Genomic DNA, 17356 nt, shown 5'->3' with positions numbered 1-17356 from the left:
AGCTTCATTACGAAAATCGAGTGGGTCTTCGGATCATGGCCGCAACACTCCGAAACAGGAAATTTCCGCGCATCTTTTAGGAAAGGTCCTAACGCCAGTAGGGGGCGTCCCAGTTAGGTTGCGGGCTTCTTCCGTTATCTACAGATAAACAACCATGGCGCGGGACAAGGACATTCCCCAGGTCTGGGAATACCGGGGCGGCAATGGCGGCGCCGGACACGGCAGGCTTGTCCCACGGGACATGACATCGACCGAGTTCGCCGAATTCAAAGCCCGCGAAGCGACCTACGACGCAATCATCGCTCGCCAGCAGGCACATGAAGAGCGGTACTTGCGCCAGATCGAGCAGCGTCCGCAAGCGCCCGGTCGGGGTTGTGTGTTCGCCAAAAGCTGCAACCTTTCGGACGGCGTGATCGATCACAACAATCCGGCCGGTTTCATCCCGACCGAACGGTTGGCCGAGTATGGTCAGTGGGCCGTCCTCGGCAGTCAGGTGCCAATCAGCGCTGAAGGCGTTCCGTTGAAGTGGGTGGCGGGCTCCGGCACCGGTCGGGCGCTGGGGCAACGGCTCGGTGGTTCGCTCGGGCTCAGCCTGCTGAGCGGCGCCAGTGCCGCCGGCACCCTGGCATTGTTGATCCCCAACACCGATATCTCGTCCGACAGCGCTTTCTACACCAACGAACAATACGCGCAGCTCACCAGCGGCCGTACCCGCGTGCGCTTCAATGCCAAGACACTGCCCGACGGCTCCATCAGTGCCTACGGCTTCTACACGGGTGGCAAGAAGGACTGGGAGTTCGTCCCGGTCATCAAAGCCCGGCAAGAAGGCGAACACTTCGTCGCCGACCTCGGCCACGGCATCGGGCTGACCTGGACACCCGCCGCCGACCCCGATGACGCCCCCTCCATCCCGGCCCTCGAAGGCGCCCCGCCGCTGCCGACGATCTGGGTGTATCCGCCGGGCGAGAAGACTGACCGCATCCTCGTTAATCCGCAGCATCCGCCGGATTATCACGACGCAATCGTCTGGTTTCCGGCGGATGCGGGGCTGGCACCGATTTATGTGGTGCTCAGCACGCGGTATGAGCCGGGGATTGTGACGGGGGTGGGTGAGGATGTGGAGGGACGATGGCTCGACACTGCCCGTTCCGGACTCGGAGCGCCAATTCCAACCAATATGGCCAGTCAATTAAGAGGACGTCGTTTCTCCAGCTTCGATACATTCCGACGAGCGTTCTGGACCGCCGTATCGAAAAGGCCGGAATTGAGTTCCCAGTTTTCGCGCAGGGATCTGGATCGTATGCGAGCAGGAAAAGCCCCGCGTGTCGATATTTCGGATGTGGCAGGCTCAAGGATCTCGCATGAGATACATCACGTGGCGCTGATTTCAGAGGGTGGTCCGGTTTACGACGTCGATAACATGCGAGTTAACACACCTCGAAACCACATTGACGTACATCAGAATTAAGGAAAGAAAATGAAGGATCCCTTTATCAAAAACAACATTTCTGAATACACGGAGCGCGAGTTCGTTAGTTTTCTGGAAGAAATATTCAAAGAGGACCAGGCGCCTTCTGATTCCCGCGCCGACTTGCTGGTTCGCCACTTCAACAAGATCGTCGGGCATCCGGAGAAGATGAACCTGATCTATCGTCCGCTGCCCGAGGCCGACGACTCAGCGGAAGGAATAACCCGAACCATAAAAGAATGGCGTTCATCGCAAGGCTTGCCAGGGTTCAAACCCGAATAACCTTCAGGTATACACAGGCCAGGTATCGACAATCTTGCCGCCGCGCACCGCCAGTAAATCACCAAACTGCAGCAACACCGCCTCAGTCTGAGTCGGCCGCAGAAAAACCTGATCCTCCACCGTCAGCCCCACGGTATTCGAACCATTGACCATCTCCTGATTCGAGCTACGGCCGTAAACACCATTGCTCTGCAATCCCGGCGGTGATTCGAACTCGGCCATCCAGTTGCCGCCGTAGATGAAAAAGGTCTGCCGCTGGTTGGTGTCCCACCACGAAAACAGTTTCGACTTGTCATCCAGCGCCGGAATATTCACCGCCCCCGTGCTTTTCAGCACCGGCGTGGCGATGTACGCGGCAGGTTCATGTTCAACCAGCGACGGCAGATCGTAATGCGTCGGCTTGAGCATCGCCGTCCCCACCGACACTTCACTGCTCAGGTGTTCGTTTTCATGCATGCGATAACTAGGGCTGCCGGCGGTGTTCAGGCACAAGCCGTCATGCCACAGCGCCGGATATTGCTGCCGGGTGAAGTCGACGCAGCGCTGATAAATCACCATCACCTTGGCAAACAGTTCCTCGGGCGAACCGAGAATCCCCGGCACGCCCATGCCCACGAACGGGTCGTAGCCCATGAAGCCGGCGAACTCCAGGTGCTGCGGGTTGGCGGCGATCAGCGTGAGCATCTGCCCGAGCACGTTCACGTCACTGACGCCGCCCCGGTGCAGGCCGACGTCGAGCTCGATGTTGATCCGCATCCGCGTGCCCAATCCCTGGGCCAGCGCGAGGTATTGCTGCAAGCGTTCGGGGTTGTCGATCAGCCATTGCAGTTGCTTCGTCGGGTCGAACGGACCTTTGTGGGTTTGATAGAACAGCTCAGCCGAGCGTACCGGTAAGGGCTTGCCGAGCAGGATGTCCGACTGCGGGAACGTCACCGCATCGTGATTGAGAAATGGCTGATGAAACGACATCAGCCGCTGCGTCCCCGCCCGTTGGCCGATGTAGCTGAGCAACCCCGGTGACGGCAGGGATTTCTCCACCAGCCGCAACTGCTTGCCCGTGCGTTTGACCGAGCGCATCACCACGTCGATGTTGTGATCGAGGCGATCCAGATCGATCAGCAACACCGGGCGCATCGGGCCGTTGGCCTTGAGTTCGTTGTTCAGCGCTCGGAAATAGTCGCTGTAAGGCCCGCCGCGATCCCCCGGCCGCAGCCACGCACCCACGCCCACCAGCAAGGCACCGACACCCAACGTACCCAGCACGAAATCACGTCGATTGACCGCCATCAGCTCACCCCCAGAATCGACGAAAGATGCCCGTTGAGAAACTTGCCGTTCGGGTCCAGCGCCTGGCGTACCTGAATGAATTCCTGCCAGCGCGGATAGAGCGTCTGCAGCGTGTGGGCATTGAGCGTGTGCAACTTGCCCCAGTGCGGGCGGCCGTTGTACTTCCAGAAGATCGGCTCGACGGCGGCGAAAAAGTTGTGATGGTCCATCTGGTAATGCTGGTGGACCGAGATCGAGCAGCTGTCGCGGCCTTCGAACATGCTCAGCGGAATGTCGTCAGCCTTCACGTAGCGGTACTCGATGGGAAACCAGGTGCGCAGGTCTTTGTCGCGGATAAGTTTGAGAATCTCGCGCAGGCAGGCCGGGCCGTGTTCGGCGGGCACCGAATATTCCATCTCGTTGAAACGCACGGTGCGCACGTTGGCGTAGATGTCGAACGAGTCGCCGACCCGGTCGTCGAAACTCGCCAGATGCCGCAGGCTGTTGAGCAGCGAACTGCGCAGGTTCGGGAAATCGCTGCCGTACTTGTCGATCTTCTCGATCAACATCACGAACTCGTTGCCGCCCTCCTCTTCGGGCGGGATCGGCGGCGTGGGCGGGTCGGTGGTTTCGTTGAGGGCGATCGACAAGGCGTAATCGGAATGGGTGACGACGAGCATTTCCCAGTGCTGGTTTTCGCTTGTGTTCTTGTCCAGGTCTTCGAGCAGTTCTTCGGTCTTGGCGATCCACTGGGTTTCCCGCAGGCGATAGGCCGGGCGGTTTTGCAGGCGGATTTTGGTGGCCACGCCCAACGCGCCGAGGGATACCCGGGCGGCGTTGAACACTTCGGGATGACGCTGGCTGTCGCAATCCAGCACCTCGCCACTGGCGGTCACCAGTTGCAGCCCGCAGACGTGGGCCGAGTAGGACTGGAAGGTTTTGCCGGTGCCGTGGGTCGAGGTGGAAATCGCCCCGGCGAGGGTCTGGTAATCGATGTCGGCCATGTTTTGCAGGGCCTGGCCGATGTCCTTGAGCGGCACGCCCATGCGCGACATCGGAGTGCCCGCGGCGAATTCGGCTTGCAGGGTTTTCGGGTCGTGATCGAGCAGACCATTGAAATAGCTCAACGACAGCAACGTGCCATCGGTGGGCACCAGCGCACTGAAGGAATGCGCCGAACCGACCGGACGAATCTTGCCCGGTGCCTGCTGAATGACCGTCGTCAGCTCATCGAGATTCTTCGGCGCCACCCGCGCCGCCGGCAGGCAACTCTGCCCGCCCGACCAGTTGCGCCAGGGAATCAGCCGCGGCGCGCGCATCAACTGGCCCAGCGCCGGATTGGAAGCCAGCGCGCTGAACGCGCCGACGATGCTTGCCCGTTGCAACAACTGCCGGCGTGTCAGATCTATCGGCATGCCAGGGTCCTTATTGTGGGAGCGGCTGGTCGGCCATGAAGCCGATCAACTGAAGGAATTGGTCTTCCGAGCACTCGACGCACTGGCCCATCGGCGGCATACCGTTGTAGCCGTTGATGGCGTGGTCGAGCAGCGTGTCGGCGCCCTGCTGGACGCGCGGTTCCCAGGCCTTGCGGTCACCGGTCAGCGGCGCATTGGCGGCGGGGTTGGCGTGGCAGAGCTGGCAGCTGTTGGCGTAGATCTGCGCCAGCGCCGGGTCGGAGGGCATGGCCCCAGGGGCGATGCCGGATGAGGTCGGGGAGTTGGCGTCTTCGCCGCAACCGGCCAGTGCAACGGCCAGCATCAGCAGCCAGGTGAATCGGGATGCCCGCATAAAGATCCTCGCGTGAGGTGCCGCTTATTGTTGTGATCACACCTTAAGGCAGCGAAGGCGGCGGGTTGAGGGCATTGCGGGACAGCGAGGGGGGCATCCGGGGCCAGTCAGGGCTTACGCCTTGCGTGACATTCCCGTGACATTTGCGGGTTTAAATTTCAGTGAATTCAGGCGTATAACCTGTAAAGCCTTTTCCAATCGGCCCGCCGACATCTTCTACGGGGTAGCGACATGACCACAGCAAACATCCTTGGCAACCTGTTCCCTTCTGTCAGCGACATCCCGGAAAAATACCGCCTCGACGGTCAGGTCGAGCAACGCGAATACCTGGTCGATGGCCAGTTGCGCCGCTGGGACGGCCCGCTCGCCACCGTGCGCAGCCCAGTCTATCTGCACGGCGACAACGGCGACGAACAAGTGATCCTCGGCAGCACGCCGCTGCTGGACGCCGACACCGCCCTCACCGCCCTCGACGCCGCCGTCCGCGCCTACGACCGGGGCCAGGGCCTGTGGCCGACCATGCGTGTGGCCGAGCGCATCCAGCACGTCGAAGCCTTCCTCGGGCGCATGCGCCAACAGCGCGACGCCGTGGTGAAACTGCTGATGTGGGAAATCGGCAAGAACCTCAAGGACTCGGAAAAAGAGTTCGACCGCACCTGCGACTACATCGTCGACACCATCAATGCGCTGAAAGAACTCGACCGCCGGTCAAGCCGTTTTGAGCTGGAGCAGGATACCCTCGGCCAGATCCGCCGCGTCCCGCTCGGCGTGGCGCTGTGTATGGGCCCTTACAACTATCCCCTGAACGAGACGTTCACCACGTTGATTCCGGCGCTGATCATGGGTAACACCGTGGTGTTCAAACCGGCCAAGCTCGGAGTGCTGCTGATCCGCCCGTTGCTTGAAGCCTTCCGCGACAGCTTCCCGACCGGCGTGATCAACGTGATCTACGGCAGCGGCCGCGAGACCGTCAGCGCGCTGATGGCCAGCGGCAAGATCGACATCTTCGCCTTCATCGGCACCAACAAGGCCGCCAGCGACCTGAAAAAGCTGCACCCGAAACCACACCGTTTGCGTGCCGCGCTGGGCCTGGATGCGAAGAACCCCGGGATCGTCCTGCCCGAGGTGGATCTGGACAACGCGGTCAGCGAAGCGGTCACAGGTTCCCTGTCGTTCAACGGCCAGCGCTGCACCGCGCTGAAAATCCTGTTTGTGCATGAGGATGTGGTCGACAGCTTCATCGAGAAATTCAACGCCAAACTGGCCAGCCTCAAACCAGGCATGCCATGGGACAGCGGGGTTTCGCTGACGCCGCTGCCAGAGTCAGGCAAGGTCGATTACCTGCATGGGCTGGTGGCTGATGCGCAGAGCAAAGGCGCCCAGGTGGTCAACCCGAATGGCGGCGAAGCGCGGGCCTCGTTCTTCTACCCGGCGGTGTTGTACCCGGTGACGCCGCAGATGCGTGTCTATCAGGAAGAACAGTTCGGCCCGGTGGTGCCGATCGTGCCGTACCGTCACCTCGATACCGTGATCGACTACGTGCTGGAATCGGACTTCGGCCAGCAACTGAGCATCTTCGGCACCAACCCGGTGGCGGTCGGCCGCCTGGTCGACACCTTCGCCAACCAGGTCGGGCGGATCAACCTCAACGCCCAGTGCCAGCGCGGCCCGGACACCTACCCGTTCAACGGGCGCAAGAACTCCGCCGAAGGCACGCTGTCGGTACACGATGCGCTGCGAGTGTTTTCGATCCGTACGCTGGTGGCGACCAAGTTCCAGGAACCCAACAAGGATCTGATCAGCGAAATCATTCGCGGGCGCGATTCGAACTTCATCGCCACCGACTACATCTTCTGAGGAGGAATCAGCGCTGAGCACTTTCAGCCCCCACCGTTGGCCGCCGCTGTTGCGGCGGATCCTGCGGCCATTGCTCGACCCGTATCGACGTTATCGCCATGCACGAACGATTCACGCGGTGCGGGTCGCGCTGGGATTGCTGGCGACGATCCTGCTGACCACCGGCATCAACCTGCCCCACGGCGAGTGGGCGTCGGTGACCATGCTGGTGGTGATCGGCGGCTTGCAGCACCACGGCAACATCGGCAAGAAAGCCGCCGAACGCGCCACCGGGACCTTGATCGGTGCCGGCGTCGGTTTGTTGATAGTGGCGCAGCAGGCGTGGCTGGGAATGCCGTGGCTGACCTATTTTGCGATGGCGGTGGTGTGCGGATTCTTCTCGTATCACGCCATCGGCAAGGGCGGCTACACCGCCCTGCTCTCGGCCATCACCGTGTTCATCGTCGCCGGGCATGGCGACAACCCGATCACCGACGGGCTGTGGCGTGGGGTCGATATCCTGATCGGTATCGCCCTGGCCCTGGCCTTCTCGTTCGCCCTGCCACTGTACGCGGTGTACTCGTGGCGCTACAACCTGGCCGACGCGCTGCGCGATTGCGCGACGGTGTACGGACGGATCATCGGCGGCCAACCGGTGACCGCCGACGAACACTTGAAGTTGATGAACCGGCTGAACGCGGTGATGGTGCAACTGCGTTCGCTGATGCCTTCTGTGTCCAAGGAAGTCAAAGTGTCGATGACCGAGCTGGACGCTATCCAGCGCAACCTGCGCATGTGCATCAGCACTCTGGAAATCCTCGGCAACATCCGCCCGGACGCCAACGACCCCGACGCCATGACGCACCTGCAAGCGGCGCTCAAGGCCGAACACCGGCACATTCGCGTGCAATTGATCGGCATGGCCCGAGCGTTGAAATCCGGTGCGGTCCAGCGACTGGGACGTCCGGTGGAATTGCCGGACGCCAGCCTCGACACGCCGATTTACAGCCCGCTGGATGGCTACCGTCTGCTGACCCGACAACTGGCAGCCAACATCGGCGAGATGCGCCAGCGTCTGGCGAAGACTGCGCCGCGCTGGAATATCTGAGACTTTTCCGATGTAACAAACTCGACATACTCTCTACAATGCGCCTCCACAATGGACGTGGACGGACGCTTCAATGCAATTCAGGACGAATATCAATGCCTTGCGGGCGCTTGCCGTGCTGTCGGTGGTGCTCTATCACTTTGCTGTTCCAGGGTTCGGCGGCGGATTTTCAGGCGTAGACGTGTTCTTCGTCATTTCCGGCTTCCTGATGACCGGCATCATCTTCACCGGTCTGGAACAGCAGCGTTTTTCGTTACTGGGGTTTTACGCCTCGAGAGCCCGACGCATCATCCCGGCGTTGCTAGTGGTGTGTCTCGCCCTGCTGCTGTTCGGTTTCGTCTTTCTGCCGCTGGATGACTTTCGCGACGTCATCAGAACGATCAAAAGCAGCCTGCTGTTCAGTTCCAACTTCATGTTCGCCAAGGGTGGCAGCTACTTCGACGCACCGCTGCACGAGAACTGGTTGCTGCACACCTGGTCGCTGTCAGTCGAATGGCAGTTCTACATGCTGTATCCCTTGCTGCTGATGGCGCTTTACAAGTGCCTGGGCGCACAAAAGACTCGCTACAGCTTGTTGATACTGGCTGCTGCGTCTTTTGCCGCCTCGACTGTCATCACACGCTCGGATCCGGTGTTTGCCTTCTACATGCTGCCGACCCGAGCCTGGGAATTGATTGCCGGCGGACTGGTGTATCTCTTTCCCTTGCAACTGAGCAAGCGCAACGGATCTATTGCTGAAGGCGTTGGGTTGCTGGCCATCTTGGGTAGTGTGTTGTGTTTTTCGGAACAGGATCTGTGGCCGGGTTACCTGGCGCTGTTACCGGTAGTGGGCACGGTACTGGTGATCTACGGTAATACCCGATCGGTCTTCAGCACGTTCAAGCCACTGCAATTGACCGGCACCATTTCCTACTCGGTTTATCTGTGGCACTGGCCACTGGTGGTTCTTCTCTACACTTGTGGCCTGCTCAATAGCTGGTCACACGTCTGGGGCGCAGTGTCGCTGTCATTTGTTCTGGGTGCCGGGTCGTATTACCTGGTGGAATCCAGGATCAAGCCGATGAAGTCGGTACGCGGTACGCTCTTCAGGTATGCATCGTGGGTGACCGGAATGGTTGTCGTGTCTGCCGCGACGGCGTCGCTGGTCAAGAATCACCCATCACTGCGCTTTGCCTTTGTCGACTTCGGGCAACCCGAGTACACCAGCAAACTCTATACCCAGGAATGCCACCCGAATGCCCATGGCGCAGCCGATTGCAAACTGGGCAACGGCGAGGTGTCAGTCATTCTGTTTGGCGACAGTCATGCGCAATCCACCGCCGCTGCCGTGCAGATGGATAATCCGCAAGCAGCTTTGTCGTGGTCCCTGGGCGGTTGTCCGACATTGCAGAACTTCCAGATGCACGACAAAACACTCGAGCGTAAATGTCAGGCGTTCAATCACGAAAAACTGCAAATATTGAAGAATTCATACACGGGAATTCCAGTGGTGCTGTTCAGCAGAGCGGCGCTGTATGCCGATCCGAGTCGTAACAACAGCTATCGGATTCGCTTTCCCGATCAGCAGCCAATGTCTTTCAGCGAGGCCTACGTCGCTGAATACGCGAACACCGTGTGCGCCATCGCCGAAAACCATCCGGTTTACATCGTCAAACCAATCCCGGAGATGCCGTTCAGCGTCTATAAAGGCCTGAATCTGCATCAACGCATTTTTGGTGACACTGCCGATATTTCCATCCCGTTGCAGGATTACGAGCAACGCAACCGAATCGCCAACGATGCCATTGAAACTGTGGCGAAACGGTGCAATGCACAGGTGCTGGACCCGACCCCGCTGCTTTGTCCGGACGGTAACTGCATGGGGTCAAAGCAGGGTGTGCCGTTGTATTTCGACGATAACCATCTGGTCGATGCCGGCAATCAACAACTAAGAGGACTGTTCAAAGCCGCGGTCAAGGAGATCTGAATTCACTGAGCGAGCAGACGACGTGACTTCAATCCCCAACCCTGTTGCATGCCGGCTGCTGCCAGCAGGATTGCCGCCACGCCGACCCATTGCAGAGTTTGCAGTTGGTGGCCGAAGGCAAACCAGTCGACGAAAATCGCCGCGATCGGGTATATGAACGACAGCGCGCCGGTCAATGCGGTCGGCAGTTTCTGAATCGCGCCGTAAAGCAGCACATACATCAGACCGGTGTGGACAATGCCCAGCGTCACCAGACTGGCCCAGGCACTCGGTGCCTCGGGCATCGCTGAAAAATGCGCGAATGGCGCGAGCAGCAACACCCCGGTGCAGACCTGGATCAACGCAATCAGATGCGGCGGTGTGCCGGTCAGACGCTTGATGATCAATGCCGCGATGGCGTACAGAAACGCCGCCCCCAGTGCCAGCGCGATCCCCATCAGGTAATCATTGCCACCCTCGCCCTGCCCCCCATGGGCACTGACAATGGCCAGCATCCCCATGAAAGAAATCGCCAGCCAGAACAGCTTCTGCAGGGTGATCTTCTCGCCCAGAAACAATGCCGCCAACCCCACCAGCATGAACGGCTGCACGTTGTACACCGCCGTGCCGATGGCAATCGAGGCCCGTGAATACGAGGCGAACAACAGCACCCAGTTGCCGACAATTGCCACCCCGCTGAGCACCGCCAGCAGGAAGGTGGTGCGGGTCAGGATGCCTGGGCGCAGAAAGCCGAATGCGGCGCAGATCAGCAGCAAAGTCCCGGAGCCGAACACGCAGCGCCAGAACACCACGTCCAGCACCGGTTGCCCCGACACCAGCACGAACCAGCCGATTGTCCCGGATATCAGCATGGCGGCGGTCATTTCGAATGAGCCGCGACGGATTGTTTTGTCCATCATCAATCTCCTTAATGTGTGGCAAAAGTATGCCAAGCGAGACCGAAACTTCTCCAGCGCAAAAAGCAGGCTAAACTCGGTTTCTGCCTTTTTTATCATGGGTGGTTTGTGCCATTCGCCTAATGCGGGAGTTTCTTGTATGACCGACGATATCGACCAGATCCTGATCGGAGCTCTGATGGAGGATTCGCGCCGCTCGCTCAAGGCCCTTGCGCAAATCAGCGGGTTGTCCTCGCCCAGCGTGGCCGAGCGCCTGCGGCGTCTGGAGGAGCGTGGTGTGCTTAAGGGTTACACAGTAGAGATTGACCCGAAGTGCTTCGGTTATCAGTTGCAGGCGATTGTCCGGGTGCGGCCATTGCCGGGGCAGTTGCAGGAAGTGGAGCGGCAGATCCTTTCGATTCCCGAGTTCACCGAGTGTGACAAGGTCACTGGAGAAGACTGTTTTATCGCGCGCCTGCATGTGCGCTCGATGGAGCAGCTGGACACCCTGCTTGACCGGCTGAACACGCTGGCGGAAACCAATACCGCGATCGTCAAGAAGACCCCGGTGAAACGACGATTGCCGCCGATGGCGTGAGCGGCGTAGATTGTGTTTTTTCCGGCGAAGGATTGGCGGTATGAAAATTCAGGCAATGATGCTGGCGATGTTGATGCTGGCCGGGTGCGGGACGGTGCAGACCGTGGCGTTCAGCGATAAGTCTTCCACCGACCAGTTGAAGACTAAAAAATCCTACTGCGGCGCTGTACCGCGCATCTACAGTGGCGTGACGTACGATTTCTGCATGCTGCACGCCGAAAAGCCGGATGACGTCGATGCGTTCAACTACAAGAACGCGACGCCGGGTCTGCTGGTCGATGCAGCCGTGTCGGGAGTGCTCGATACGTTGCTGTTGCCCTACACGATTTACAAGCAACAGGCAGACGGCAGCATCGAGATCAATTGAGCGCCTGCTCGCATTTTCGCAGGCAACAAAAAACCCGCTTTCGCGGGTTTTCTGTTTATAGCGGTGCAGCGATCAGTCGTCGCGGCTCATGATGCCGAAGATCTGCAACAGGCTGACGAACAGGTTGTAGATCGATACATACAGGCTGATGGTCGCCATGATGTAGTTGCGCTCGCCGCCGTGGATGATGGCGCTGGTCTGGAACAGGATGCAGACCGACGAGAACAGCACGAAACCTGCGCTGATCGCCAGTTGCAGTCCGCTGATCTGGAAGAACATGCTTGCCAGCGTCGCACCCAGCAGAACGAAGAAACCGGCGGTGATGAAGCCACCGAGGAAGCTCATGTCCTTGCGGGTGATCAGCACGTAGGCCGACAGACCACCGAACACCAGTGCGGTCATCGCGAACGCGGAGCTGACCACTTCAGCGCCGCCCTGCATGCCCAGGTAACGGTTGAGGATCGGGCCGAGCAGGAAACCCATGAAACCGGTCAGGGCAAACGCCGACACCAGGCCCCAGGCGGAATCACGGAGCTTGTTGGTGAGGAAGAACAGCCCGTAGAAACCGATCAGCACCACGAAAATATTCGGATAGCCGACCCGCATCTGCTGGGCCACGAACGCCATCACACCGCTGAATGCGAGGGTGAGCGCCAGTAGACCGTAAGTGTTGCGCAGGACGCGGCTAACCTCTAGCTGCTCAGCCTGCACGCTGTTGTGAACTGCGTAATCCTGTTCGCGCATGGCGACACTCCTGTTGGTTTGAAACGTTCAGTCGCAAAGATCATAACAGACGCTCTGTAACAAGCCATGCACAGAGTTTGACAGTGTGTTTCATTCAGGTATTATGGCGCCCGCAACGCAACGGAGGTGTGGCCGAGTGGTTTAAGGCAACGGTCTTGAAAACCGTCGACTGTAACAGGTCCATGAGTTCGAATCCCATCGCCTCCGCCATCTTATGTACGACAAAGCCCTGATTATTCAGGGCTTTGTCGTTTCTGGCATCCAGGAATTTGACTCCTCTCCCTCAGGATGGTTTGCGCATCTTTTCGGTCATTTCCGCACCCCTGCTCTTCCGACACGGCTGCGCGCGCCCCCCAAAAAATTTAGTTCCTCCACCTCGCAACTGAGGGAGGCAGCTGTCTTCAACATGCGGTTTTCAGTCAAAAGCCGACAGTCCCAAAATCAAGCGTTCTGACGTCCGAAACCTGACGATTGTGTTTGGAATGTAGAAAAGTCTTTCCCTGATTCGCTCCTGTTTCCACAAACCCCTCGAGCCTAAAGTTCGTCCTGCCAGCAAGATCACACTTACTTCAGGGAATCTCATCATGAAAACTGCAATGATCATCGTCGCACTCTTGGGCTTCAGCTCTGTGGTAGCGGCACAGGACGGTAATGCCAAGAATCAACAGGTCGAGCAATATGGCTACGGCACCCACCTTGATGTCGCCAAGGTCATCTCTGAAGACCCGGTGCCGGATATTTGTGCAGTCGTACCGACACACATGACCTACCAGGATTCACAAGGCAAACAACACGTACTGGCCTATAAGGTCATGGGCCGGTGCAGCCAGGGCTAAGTAACCTGTTCGCCGATCATTGCGCCTCGGGAAGTTGCTTCATCGAGGCGCAAATAACTTTCTGCCCCGCAGCGTTTCAACCGATAAGTGCTTTGGCCGTGGCTGCCAGCTGACTGCCAACCTGATCTTTCAACGTTTCGATGAAACGCGTGATTTTTGCATCGACGAACTGTCGCGAGGTATAGACGGCATATACGTTACGCTCGTAGGTATGGTAGTCAGGCAAAACCCGCACCAGCTTGCCGGAGCGCAGATCGTCGATGGCCGTGAAACCGGCCAGCAAGCCAATCCCGGCACCCTCTCGAATGGCAAGCGCCATCGCATCCATATCGTTGACGCTGAAACTCGGCCCTGTCGGGATAAATGTCGCGTCCCCCGCCTTGCTTTTGAGCTGCCACTCATCCCGCGCATAGTCCACCGTACCCAGCAGCAAACACTGGTGATCACGCAGATCTTCAGGCGTCTCAAGAGGCGCATGCCGGGCCAAGTAGTCTGGCGACGCCACCAGAACACAATGGCTGACACCGATCTTTTGGCTGACGTATGCGGAATCGGGTAGCGCTCGGGCGATCAGAATCGAGACATCCAATTGGTCTTCCAGCAGGTTAGGCATGCGTTGCGAAAGCAGTAAATCCACGGACACATCCGGGAATTGCTGGCGGTAATCCAGCACGGCCCGCGTGACCAGATGCCGAGCCAACCCGGGGACGCAATGCACCCGCAGTGTTCCCCGAGGCTCCAGCGCCGCATTGCTGGCTTCGGCTTCGGCACTTTCCAGATCAGCCAGAATTTTCGTGCAGCGCTCATAGAACCGTCGCCCCGCATCGGTGACCGACAGGCGCCGCGTCGAGCGCTGCAACAGACGTGCGTCGAGCACGTTTTCAAGCGCAGATACAGCACGCGATACGTTACCGACCGTGGAGTCCAGATGGTTGGCCACGGCCGTGAAACTGCCCATCTCGACAACCTTTATGTACACCGACATGTTCGAAAGCTTATCCATCGCGACCTTCCTGTGGATCTGGCGCACACCCGTGATAACCGCTTTTTTCAGGATGCTACACGGTCGGCCCGCAGCCCGATATTACCTCTGCAGACAACAATGATTCCCTTTGGCCCGACTAAATCAACGGGCCCTCCTTCCATAGACTTGGTTGCACAAGCTTCCTGATCAGGCTCTGCGGCACAGCCCATCAGGCACCGAGCTTCATACGAATCTCACAACCAACTGAAGGCCACATCATGAAGACTTCCTACGATCCGCTTTATCTTTTCATCGGTGGTGAATGGCTCAACGCCGAAGGGCGCGAGACTGCCGCCGTTGTTAACCCGGCAACCGGCCGGGAAATCGGACGCGTCCCACTCTCCACCGCAGACGACCTTGATCACGCTCTGGCAGTGACTCGCCTGAGCTTCGAGCAATGGCGCCAAACCGTGCCCGACAAACGCGCAAAAATTCTCAAACGTGCCGCCGACCTGATCCTCGAACGTGCACCGCAGATTGCTGCGCAGATGACCCTGGAGGAAGGCAAACCGCTGGGTGAAAGCCTGGATGAAGTGACCCGCGCGGCGGAGTATTTCGAATGGTTCGCCGAAAGTGCCCGGCGAATCGACGGCCGTGTGGTCCCGGCCAATCGACCAGGCGTGCTGCAACTAGTCAAACGCCAGGCCATCGGCCCGGTGGCCGCATTCACACCGTGGAATTTCCCGGCCATCACCCCGGCACGCAAACTCGCGGCAGCGCTGGCCGCGGGTTGCAGCGTCATTCTCAAGCCAGGTGAAGAAAGCCCCTCCACAGCGCTGGCCCTGGCGCGTGCACTCGACGATGCAGGATTGCCCAAGGGTGTGCTGCAAGTGGTGTTTGGCGTACCGGATCAAGTGTCCAGCCATCTGATCGCCTCGCCGATCATCCGCAAAGTGACGTTCACCGGTTCGGTGCCCATCGGGCGCCTGCTCTCTGCACGAGCGGCTGAAGGCGTGAAGCCCATCACCCTCGAACTGGGTGGGCACGGACCGGTTCTGGTATTCGAAGATGCCGACATTGAAAAAGCCGCCATCGAAGGTGTCGCCAATCGGTTTCGCGGGACCGGGCAAGTGTGCATTTCATCCACTCGGTTTCTGATCCAGCGTGGTGCCTATCAAGCCTTCGTTGATCACTTTGTCGCTGCGACGCAGGCCCTGCGGATCGGCGACGGCTTGCATCCTGACACCCAGGTCGGACCGTTGGCCAACCCGAGGCAATTGGCAAAGATGGAAGAACTGGTCGCCGACGCCGTCGAAAAAGGTGCGCGGGTATTGGTCGGTGGTGAAGCCTTGTCAGGCGAAGGCTACTTCTTCCAACCCACGGTTCTGGCGGATGTGCCGATGGATGCCCGCGTGATGCACGAAGAGCCTTTCGGCCCGATCGCCGTGCTGATGCCGTTCGATGAACTGGCTGATGGCTTGAGAGAAGCCAACCGCCTGCCCTACGGCCTCTCTGCCTACGCGTTCACCTCCAACGCGCGCACGGCCATTGATGTCGCTGACGGATTGGAGGCCGGGATGATCGGGATCAACCAATACCGCATCGTCGCTACCGAGCTCCCCTTCGGCGGGATGAAAGAAAGCGGTCACGGCTCCGAAGGTGGCATTGAAGGTATCGAGCACTATCTCACCCACAAATTCATCAGCCAGGTTTAAGGAGCTCGCCCATGTCCAGGATCAACTTCAACAGTCCTCGCGAAGCCGCGCGCGCGTTCACGCCAAAGCTGGCGCAATTCGTCGACTCGACACTTTATCCGCAAATCTGGAGCGATCCCGCGCTGTCCCCGCGCGACCGTAGCCTGATCACCGTGGCGGCATTGATTGCCGCTGGTCACTCGGAAGAGTTGCCTGCCCACTTACGCCGCGCGGCTGGCAACGGTGTAACCCAAGACGAACTGGCGGCAGCGATCACGCACCTGGCTTTCTATGTGGGCTTCCCTGGCGCCATCACTGCTTCTGCTATTGCCAACGCCACGTTCAGCGAAACGGAGAACAACTGAATGAAAGCCATCAACATCAGAGAATTCGGTGCGCCAGACGTCCTTGAACTCGTCGAAGTCGCCAATCCTGAAGTGCGGCCTGACGACCTGCTGGTACGTGTCTATGCCGCCGGGGTGAATCGTGCGGACCTGACTCACCGGACCGGTGGGTACGGCCGTCCGAATTTCGGCGACTCAATGATCATCGGTCTGGAAATCGCCGGCGAAGTGATCGGGAAAGGTAGCGCGGTGACGGGGTTCGAAGCAGGAGATCGAATCATGGGCGTGGTCGGTGGCGGTGCCTACGCCGAACTGGCACGCATCGATTACCGCATGGCCATGCACATCCCGGCGCAGCTTGACTATGTACACGCGGCAGCCATTCCCGAGGTCTTCGTCACGGCCCATGAAGCGATGATGCATCTGGCTCGGCTCAAGGCCGGCGATTCAGTGTTGATTCACGCGGCCGCCGGCGGCGTCGGGTCTGCCGCTGTGCAGTTGGCTTACGCCACCGGCGCCACGGTGTATGCGACAACTGAAGGCAGCAAGTTGACGCGTGTCGAGCATTTGGGCGCTGACGTAGCGATCGATTATAAGACGCAGGACTTCGCTGAAGTGATCGCCGACAAAACCCAGGGTCGCGGCGTCGATGTGATCATAGACTTTATCGGTGAGCCCTACTTCGCCCGCAACGTCGCGTCCCTTGCAAGCGGCGGCCGCCTCATTCAGGTGGGGATTCTCGGCGGTGGCGGCAACGTCACGGTGGCGCTGGAGGACATTCTTTATCGCCACTTGCAAATCATCGGTACGGTCATGAAGTCGCGCACGCAACCGGAGAAACACGCCATGATCAAGCGCTTCCGCGAACACTGGCTCGATCGCTTCGAGGGTGCCGGAAGCCTTGAACCGGTTGTCGATAGCACCTTTGCGCTAGCACGGGCTGCCGACGCCCATCGCCGGATGGAGTCTTCGGAGAACGTGGGCAAAATCATTCTGACGATGCAGCCAGAAGACTTGATTTGAAACGGGTCTAGTGGTCGATAAATAACGGTGCCCTTGATAAGCACCGTTTGCTACTTATGCATGCACATGCATAAGTGTTCCGGCTTCGACGACCTGTCCCGTATTGCCGGTAACCTGATTCTCATGCCTTTCTTTGAAAGTTTGACGTGGTGCTGCCCAAGCCTTTCGAAATTGCGATGATCGCGACTGAGGTAAAG

The 17356-nt window shown here is 59.1% G+C and carries 17 protein-coding genes and 1 tRNA gene; 12 read left to right on the top strand and 6 right to left on the bottom strand.

What is annotated here, in order from left to right; genetic code table 11:
* Positions 1-154 precede the first annotated feature (154 nt).
* Positions 155-1468, top strand: coding sequence for an S-type pyocin domain-containing protein (locus ACKUG4_RS01555; protein WP_445433249.1), 1314 nt, complete (start codon positions 155-157; stop codon positions 1466-1468).
* Between the two features lie 9 nt (positions 1469-1477).
* Complete coding sequence (locus tag ACKUG4_RS01550; protein WP_445433248.1) at positions 1478-1750, top strand: bacteriocin immunity protein; 273 nt, start codon at positions 1478-1480, stop codon at positions 1748-1750.
* Positions 1751-1753: 3 nt separating this feature from the next.
* Here the strand turns inward: ACKUG4_RS01550 and ACKUG4_RS01545 are convergent, their stop codons facing one another.
* The 3 genes from ACKUG4_RS01545 to ACKUG4_RS01535 form a co-directional block, all read right to left on the bottom strand.
* Positions 1754-2962, bottom strand: coding sequence for a DSD1 family PLP-dependent enzyme (locus ACKUG4_RS01545; protein WP_445433476.1), 1209 nt, complete (start codon positions 2960-2962; stop codon positions 1754-1756).
* A 74-nt stretch (positions 2963-3036) separates the two neighbouring features.
* Positions 3037-4365 (bottom strand): D-arabinono-1,4-lactone oxidase, encoded by a 1329-nt coding sequence (locus ACKUG4_RS01540; protein WP_445433475.1) that lies wholly within the window; start codon positions 4363-4365, stop codon positions 3037-3039.
* Positions 4366-4441: 76 nt separating this feature from the next.
* Entirely contained in the window at positions 4442-4804 is a 363-nt protein-coding gene (locus ACKUG4_RS01535; RefSeq protein WP_445433247.1) for a c-type cytochrome, read from the bottom strand.
* A 231-nt stretch (positions 4805-5035) separates the two neighbouring features.
* On the opposite strand from ACKUG4_RS01535, the gene ACKUG4_RS01530 reads away from it, so the two are divergent.
* The 3 genes from ACKUG4_RS01530 to ACKUG4_RS01520 all read left to right on the top strand — a co-directional run bounded on the left by ACKUG4_RS01530 (position 5036) and on the right by ACKUG4_RS01520 (position 9714).
* Positions 5036-6661 carry an NADP-dependent glyceraldehyde-3-phosphate dehydrogenase gene (locus ACKUG4_RS01530; RefSeq protein WP_192564817.1) on the top strand — a complete coding sequence of 542 codons (1626 nt, stop codon included), beginning with the start codon at positions 5036-5038 and terminating at the stop codon, positions 6659-6661.
* Between the two features lie 46 nt (positions 6662-6707).
* Positions 6708-7748 carry an FUSC family protein gene (locus ACKUG4_RS01525; protein WP_178076469.1) on the top strand — a complete coding sequence of 347 codons (1041 nt, stop codon included), beginning with the start codon at positions 6708-6710 and terminating at the stop codon, positions 7746-7748.
* A gap of 73 nt (positions 7749-7821) precedes the next feature.
* Positions 7822-9714 carry an acyltransferase family protein gene (locus ACKUG4_RS01520; protein ID WP_445433246.1) on the top strand — a complete coding sequence of 631 codons (1893 nt, stop codon included), beginning with the start codon at positions 7822-7824 and terminating at the stop codon, positions 9712-9714.
* A gap of 2 nt (positions 9715-9716) precedes the next feature.
* On the opposite strand, the gene ACKUG4_RS01515 is transcribed toward ACKUG4_RS01520, so the two are convergent.
* On the bottom strand, positions 9717-10610 hold the full coding sequence (locus tag ACKUG4_RS01515; protein ID WP_064596212.1) for a DMT family transporter: 894 nt from the start codon (positions 10608-10610) through the stop codon (positions 9717-9719).
* Between the two features lie 139 nt (positions 10611-10749).
* On the opposite strand from ACKUG4_RS01515, the gene ACKUG4_RS01510 reads away from it, so the two are divergent.
* Together ACKUG4_RS01510 and ACKUG4_RS01505 are read left to right on the top strand one after the other, a co-directional pair.
* Entirely contained in the window at positions 10750-11187 is a 438-nt protein-coding gene (locus ACKUG4_RS01510) for an Lrp/AsnC family transcriptional regulator (protein WP_064381847.1), read from the top strand.
* Between the two features lie 40 nt (positions 11188-11227).
* The gene (locus ACKUG4_RS01505) at positions 11228-11554 is read left to right on the top strand and encodes a YceK/YidQ family lipoprotein (RefSeq protein ID WP_064596208.1); all 327 of its coding nucleotides are present in this window, start codon (positions 11228-11230) and stop codon (positions 11552-11554) included.
* Positions 11555-11626: 72 nt separating this feature from the next.
* Here ACKUG4_RS01505 and ACKUG4_RS01500 read toward each other — a convergent pair whose 3' ends face one another.
* On the bottom strand, positions 11627-12298 hold the full coding sequence (locus ACKUG4_RS01500) for a Bax inhibitor-1/YccA family protein (RefSeq protein WP_007955123.1): 672 nt from the start codon (positions 12296-12298) through the stop codon (positions 11627-11629).
* A gap of 122 nt (positions 12299-12420) precedes the next feature.
* Between ACKUG4_RS01500 and ACKUG4_RS01495 the strand changes: the two genes are divergently transcribed.
* A tRNA-Ser gene (locus ACKUG4_RS01495) sits at positions 12421-12508 on the top strand.
* 374 nt (positions 12509-12882) lie between these two features.
* Positions 12883-13134: a DUF2790 domain-containing protein gene (locus ACKUG4_RS01490; protein ID WP_064596091.1), complete on the top strand. Its 252-nt coding sequence runs from the start codon at positions 12883-12885 to the stop codon at positions 13132-13134.
* A 76-nt stretch (positions 13135-13210) separates the two neighbouring features.
* Here the strand turns inward: ACKUG4_RS01490 and ACKUG4_RS01485 are convergent, their stop codons facing one another.
* Entirely contained in the window at positions 13211-14137 is a 927-nt protein-coding gene (locus ACKUG4_RS01485) for a LysR family transcriptional regulator (RefSeq protein ID WP_039772208.1), read from the bottom strand.
* A 239-nt stretch (positions 14138-14376) separates the two neighbouring features.
* Between ACKUG4_RS01485 and ACKUG4_RS01480 the strand changes: the two genes are divergently transcribed.
* Genes ACKUG4_RS01480 through ACKUG4_RS01470 form a run of 3 tightly spaced genes read left to right on the top strand, consistent with a single transcriptional unit; the run spans position 14377 to position 17159 of the window.
* Complete coding sequence (locus tag ACKUG4_RS01480; RefSeq protein ID WP_085611761.1) at positions 14377-15813, top strand: NAD-dependent succinate-semialdehyde dehydrogenase; 1437 nt, start codon at positions 14377-14379, stop codon at positions 15811-15813.
* Positions 15814-15824: 11 nt separating this feature from the next.
* The gene (locus tag ACKUG4_RS01475) at positions 15825-16157 is read left to right on the top strand and encodes a carboxymuconolactone decarboxylase family protein (protein ID WP_445433245.1); all 333 of its coding nucleotides are present in this window, start codon (positions 15825-15827) and stop codon (positions 16155-16157) included.
* Positions 16158-17159 carry an NAD(P)H-quinone oxidoreductase gene (locus ACKUG4_RS01470; protein ID WP_445433244.1) on the top strand — a complete coding sequence of 334 codons (1002 nt, stop codon included), beginning with the start codon at positions 16158-16160 and terminating at the stop codon, positions 17157-17159.
* The last annotated feature ends 197 nt before the right edge of the window (positions 17160-17356 follow it).

This window comes from Candidatus Pseudomonas auctus (assembly GCF_048654275.1).
Lineage (GTDB): Bacteria > Pseudomonadota > Gammaproteobacteria > Pseudomonadales > Pseudomonadaceae > Aquipseudomonas > Aquipseudomonas pharyngis.
Note: the sequence above shows the minus strand (reverse complement) of the source record. Positions and strands in the feature narration are given on the sequence as shown.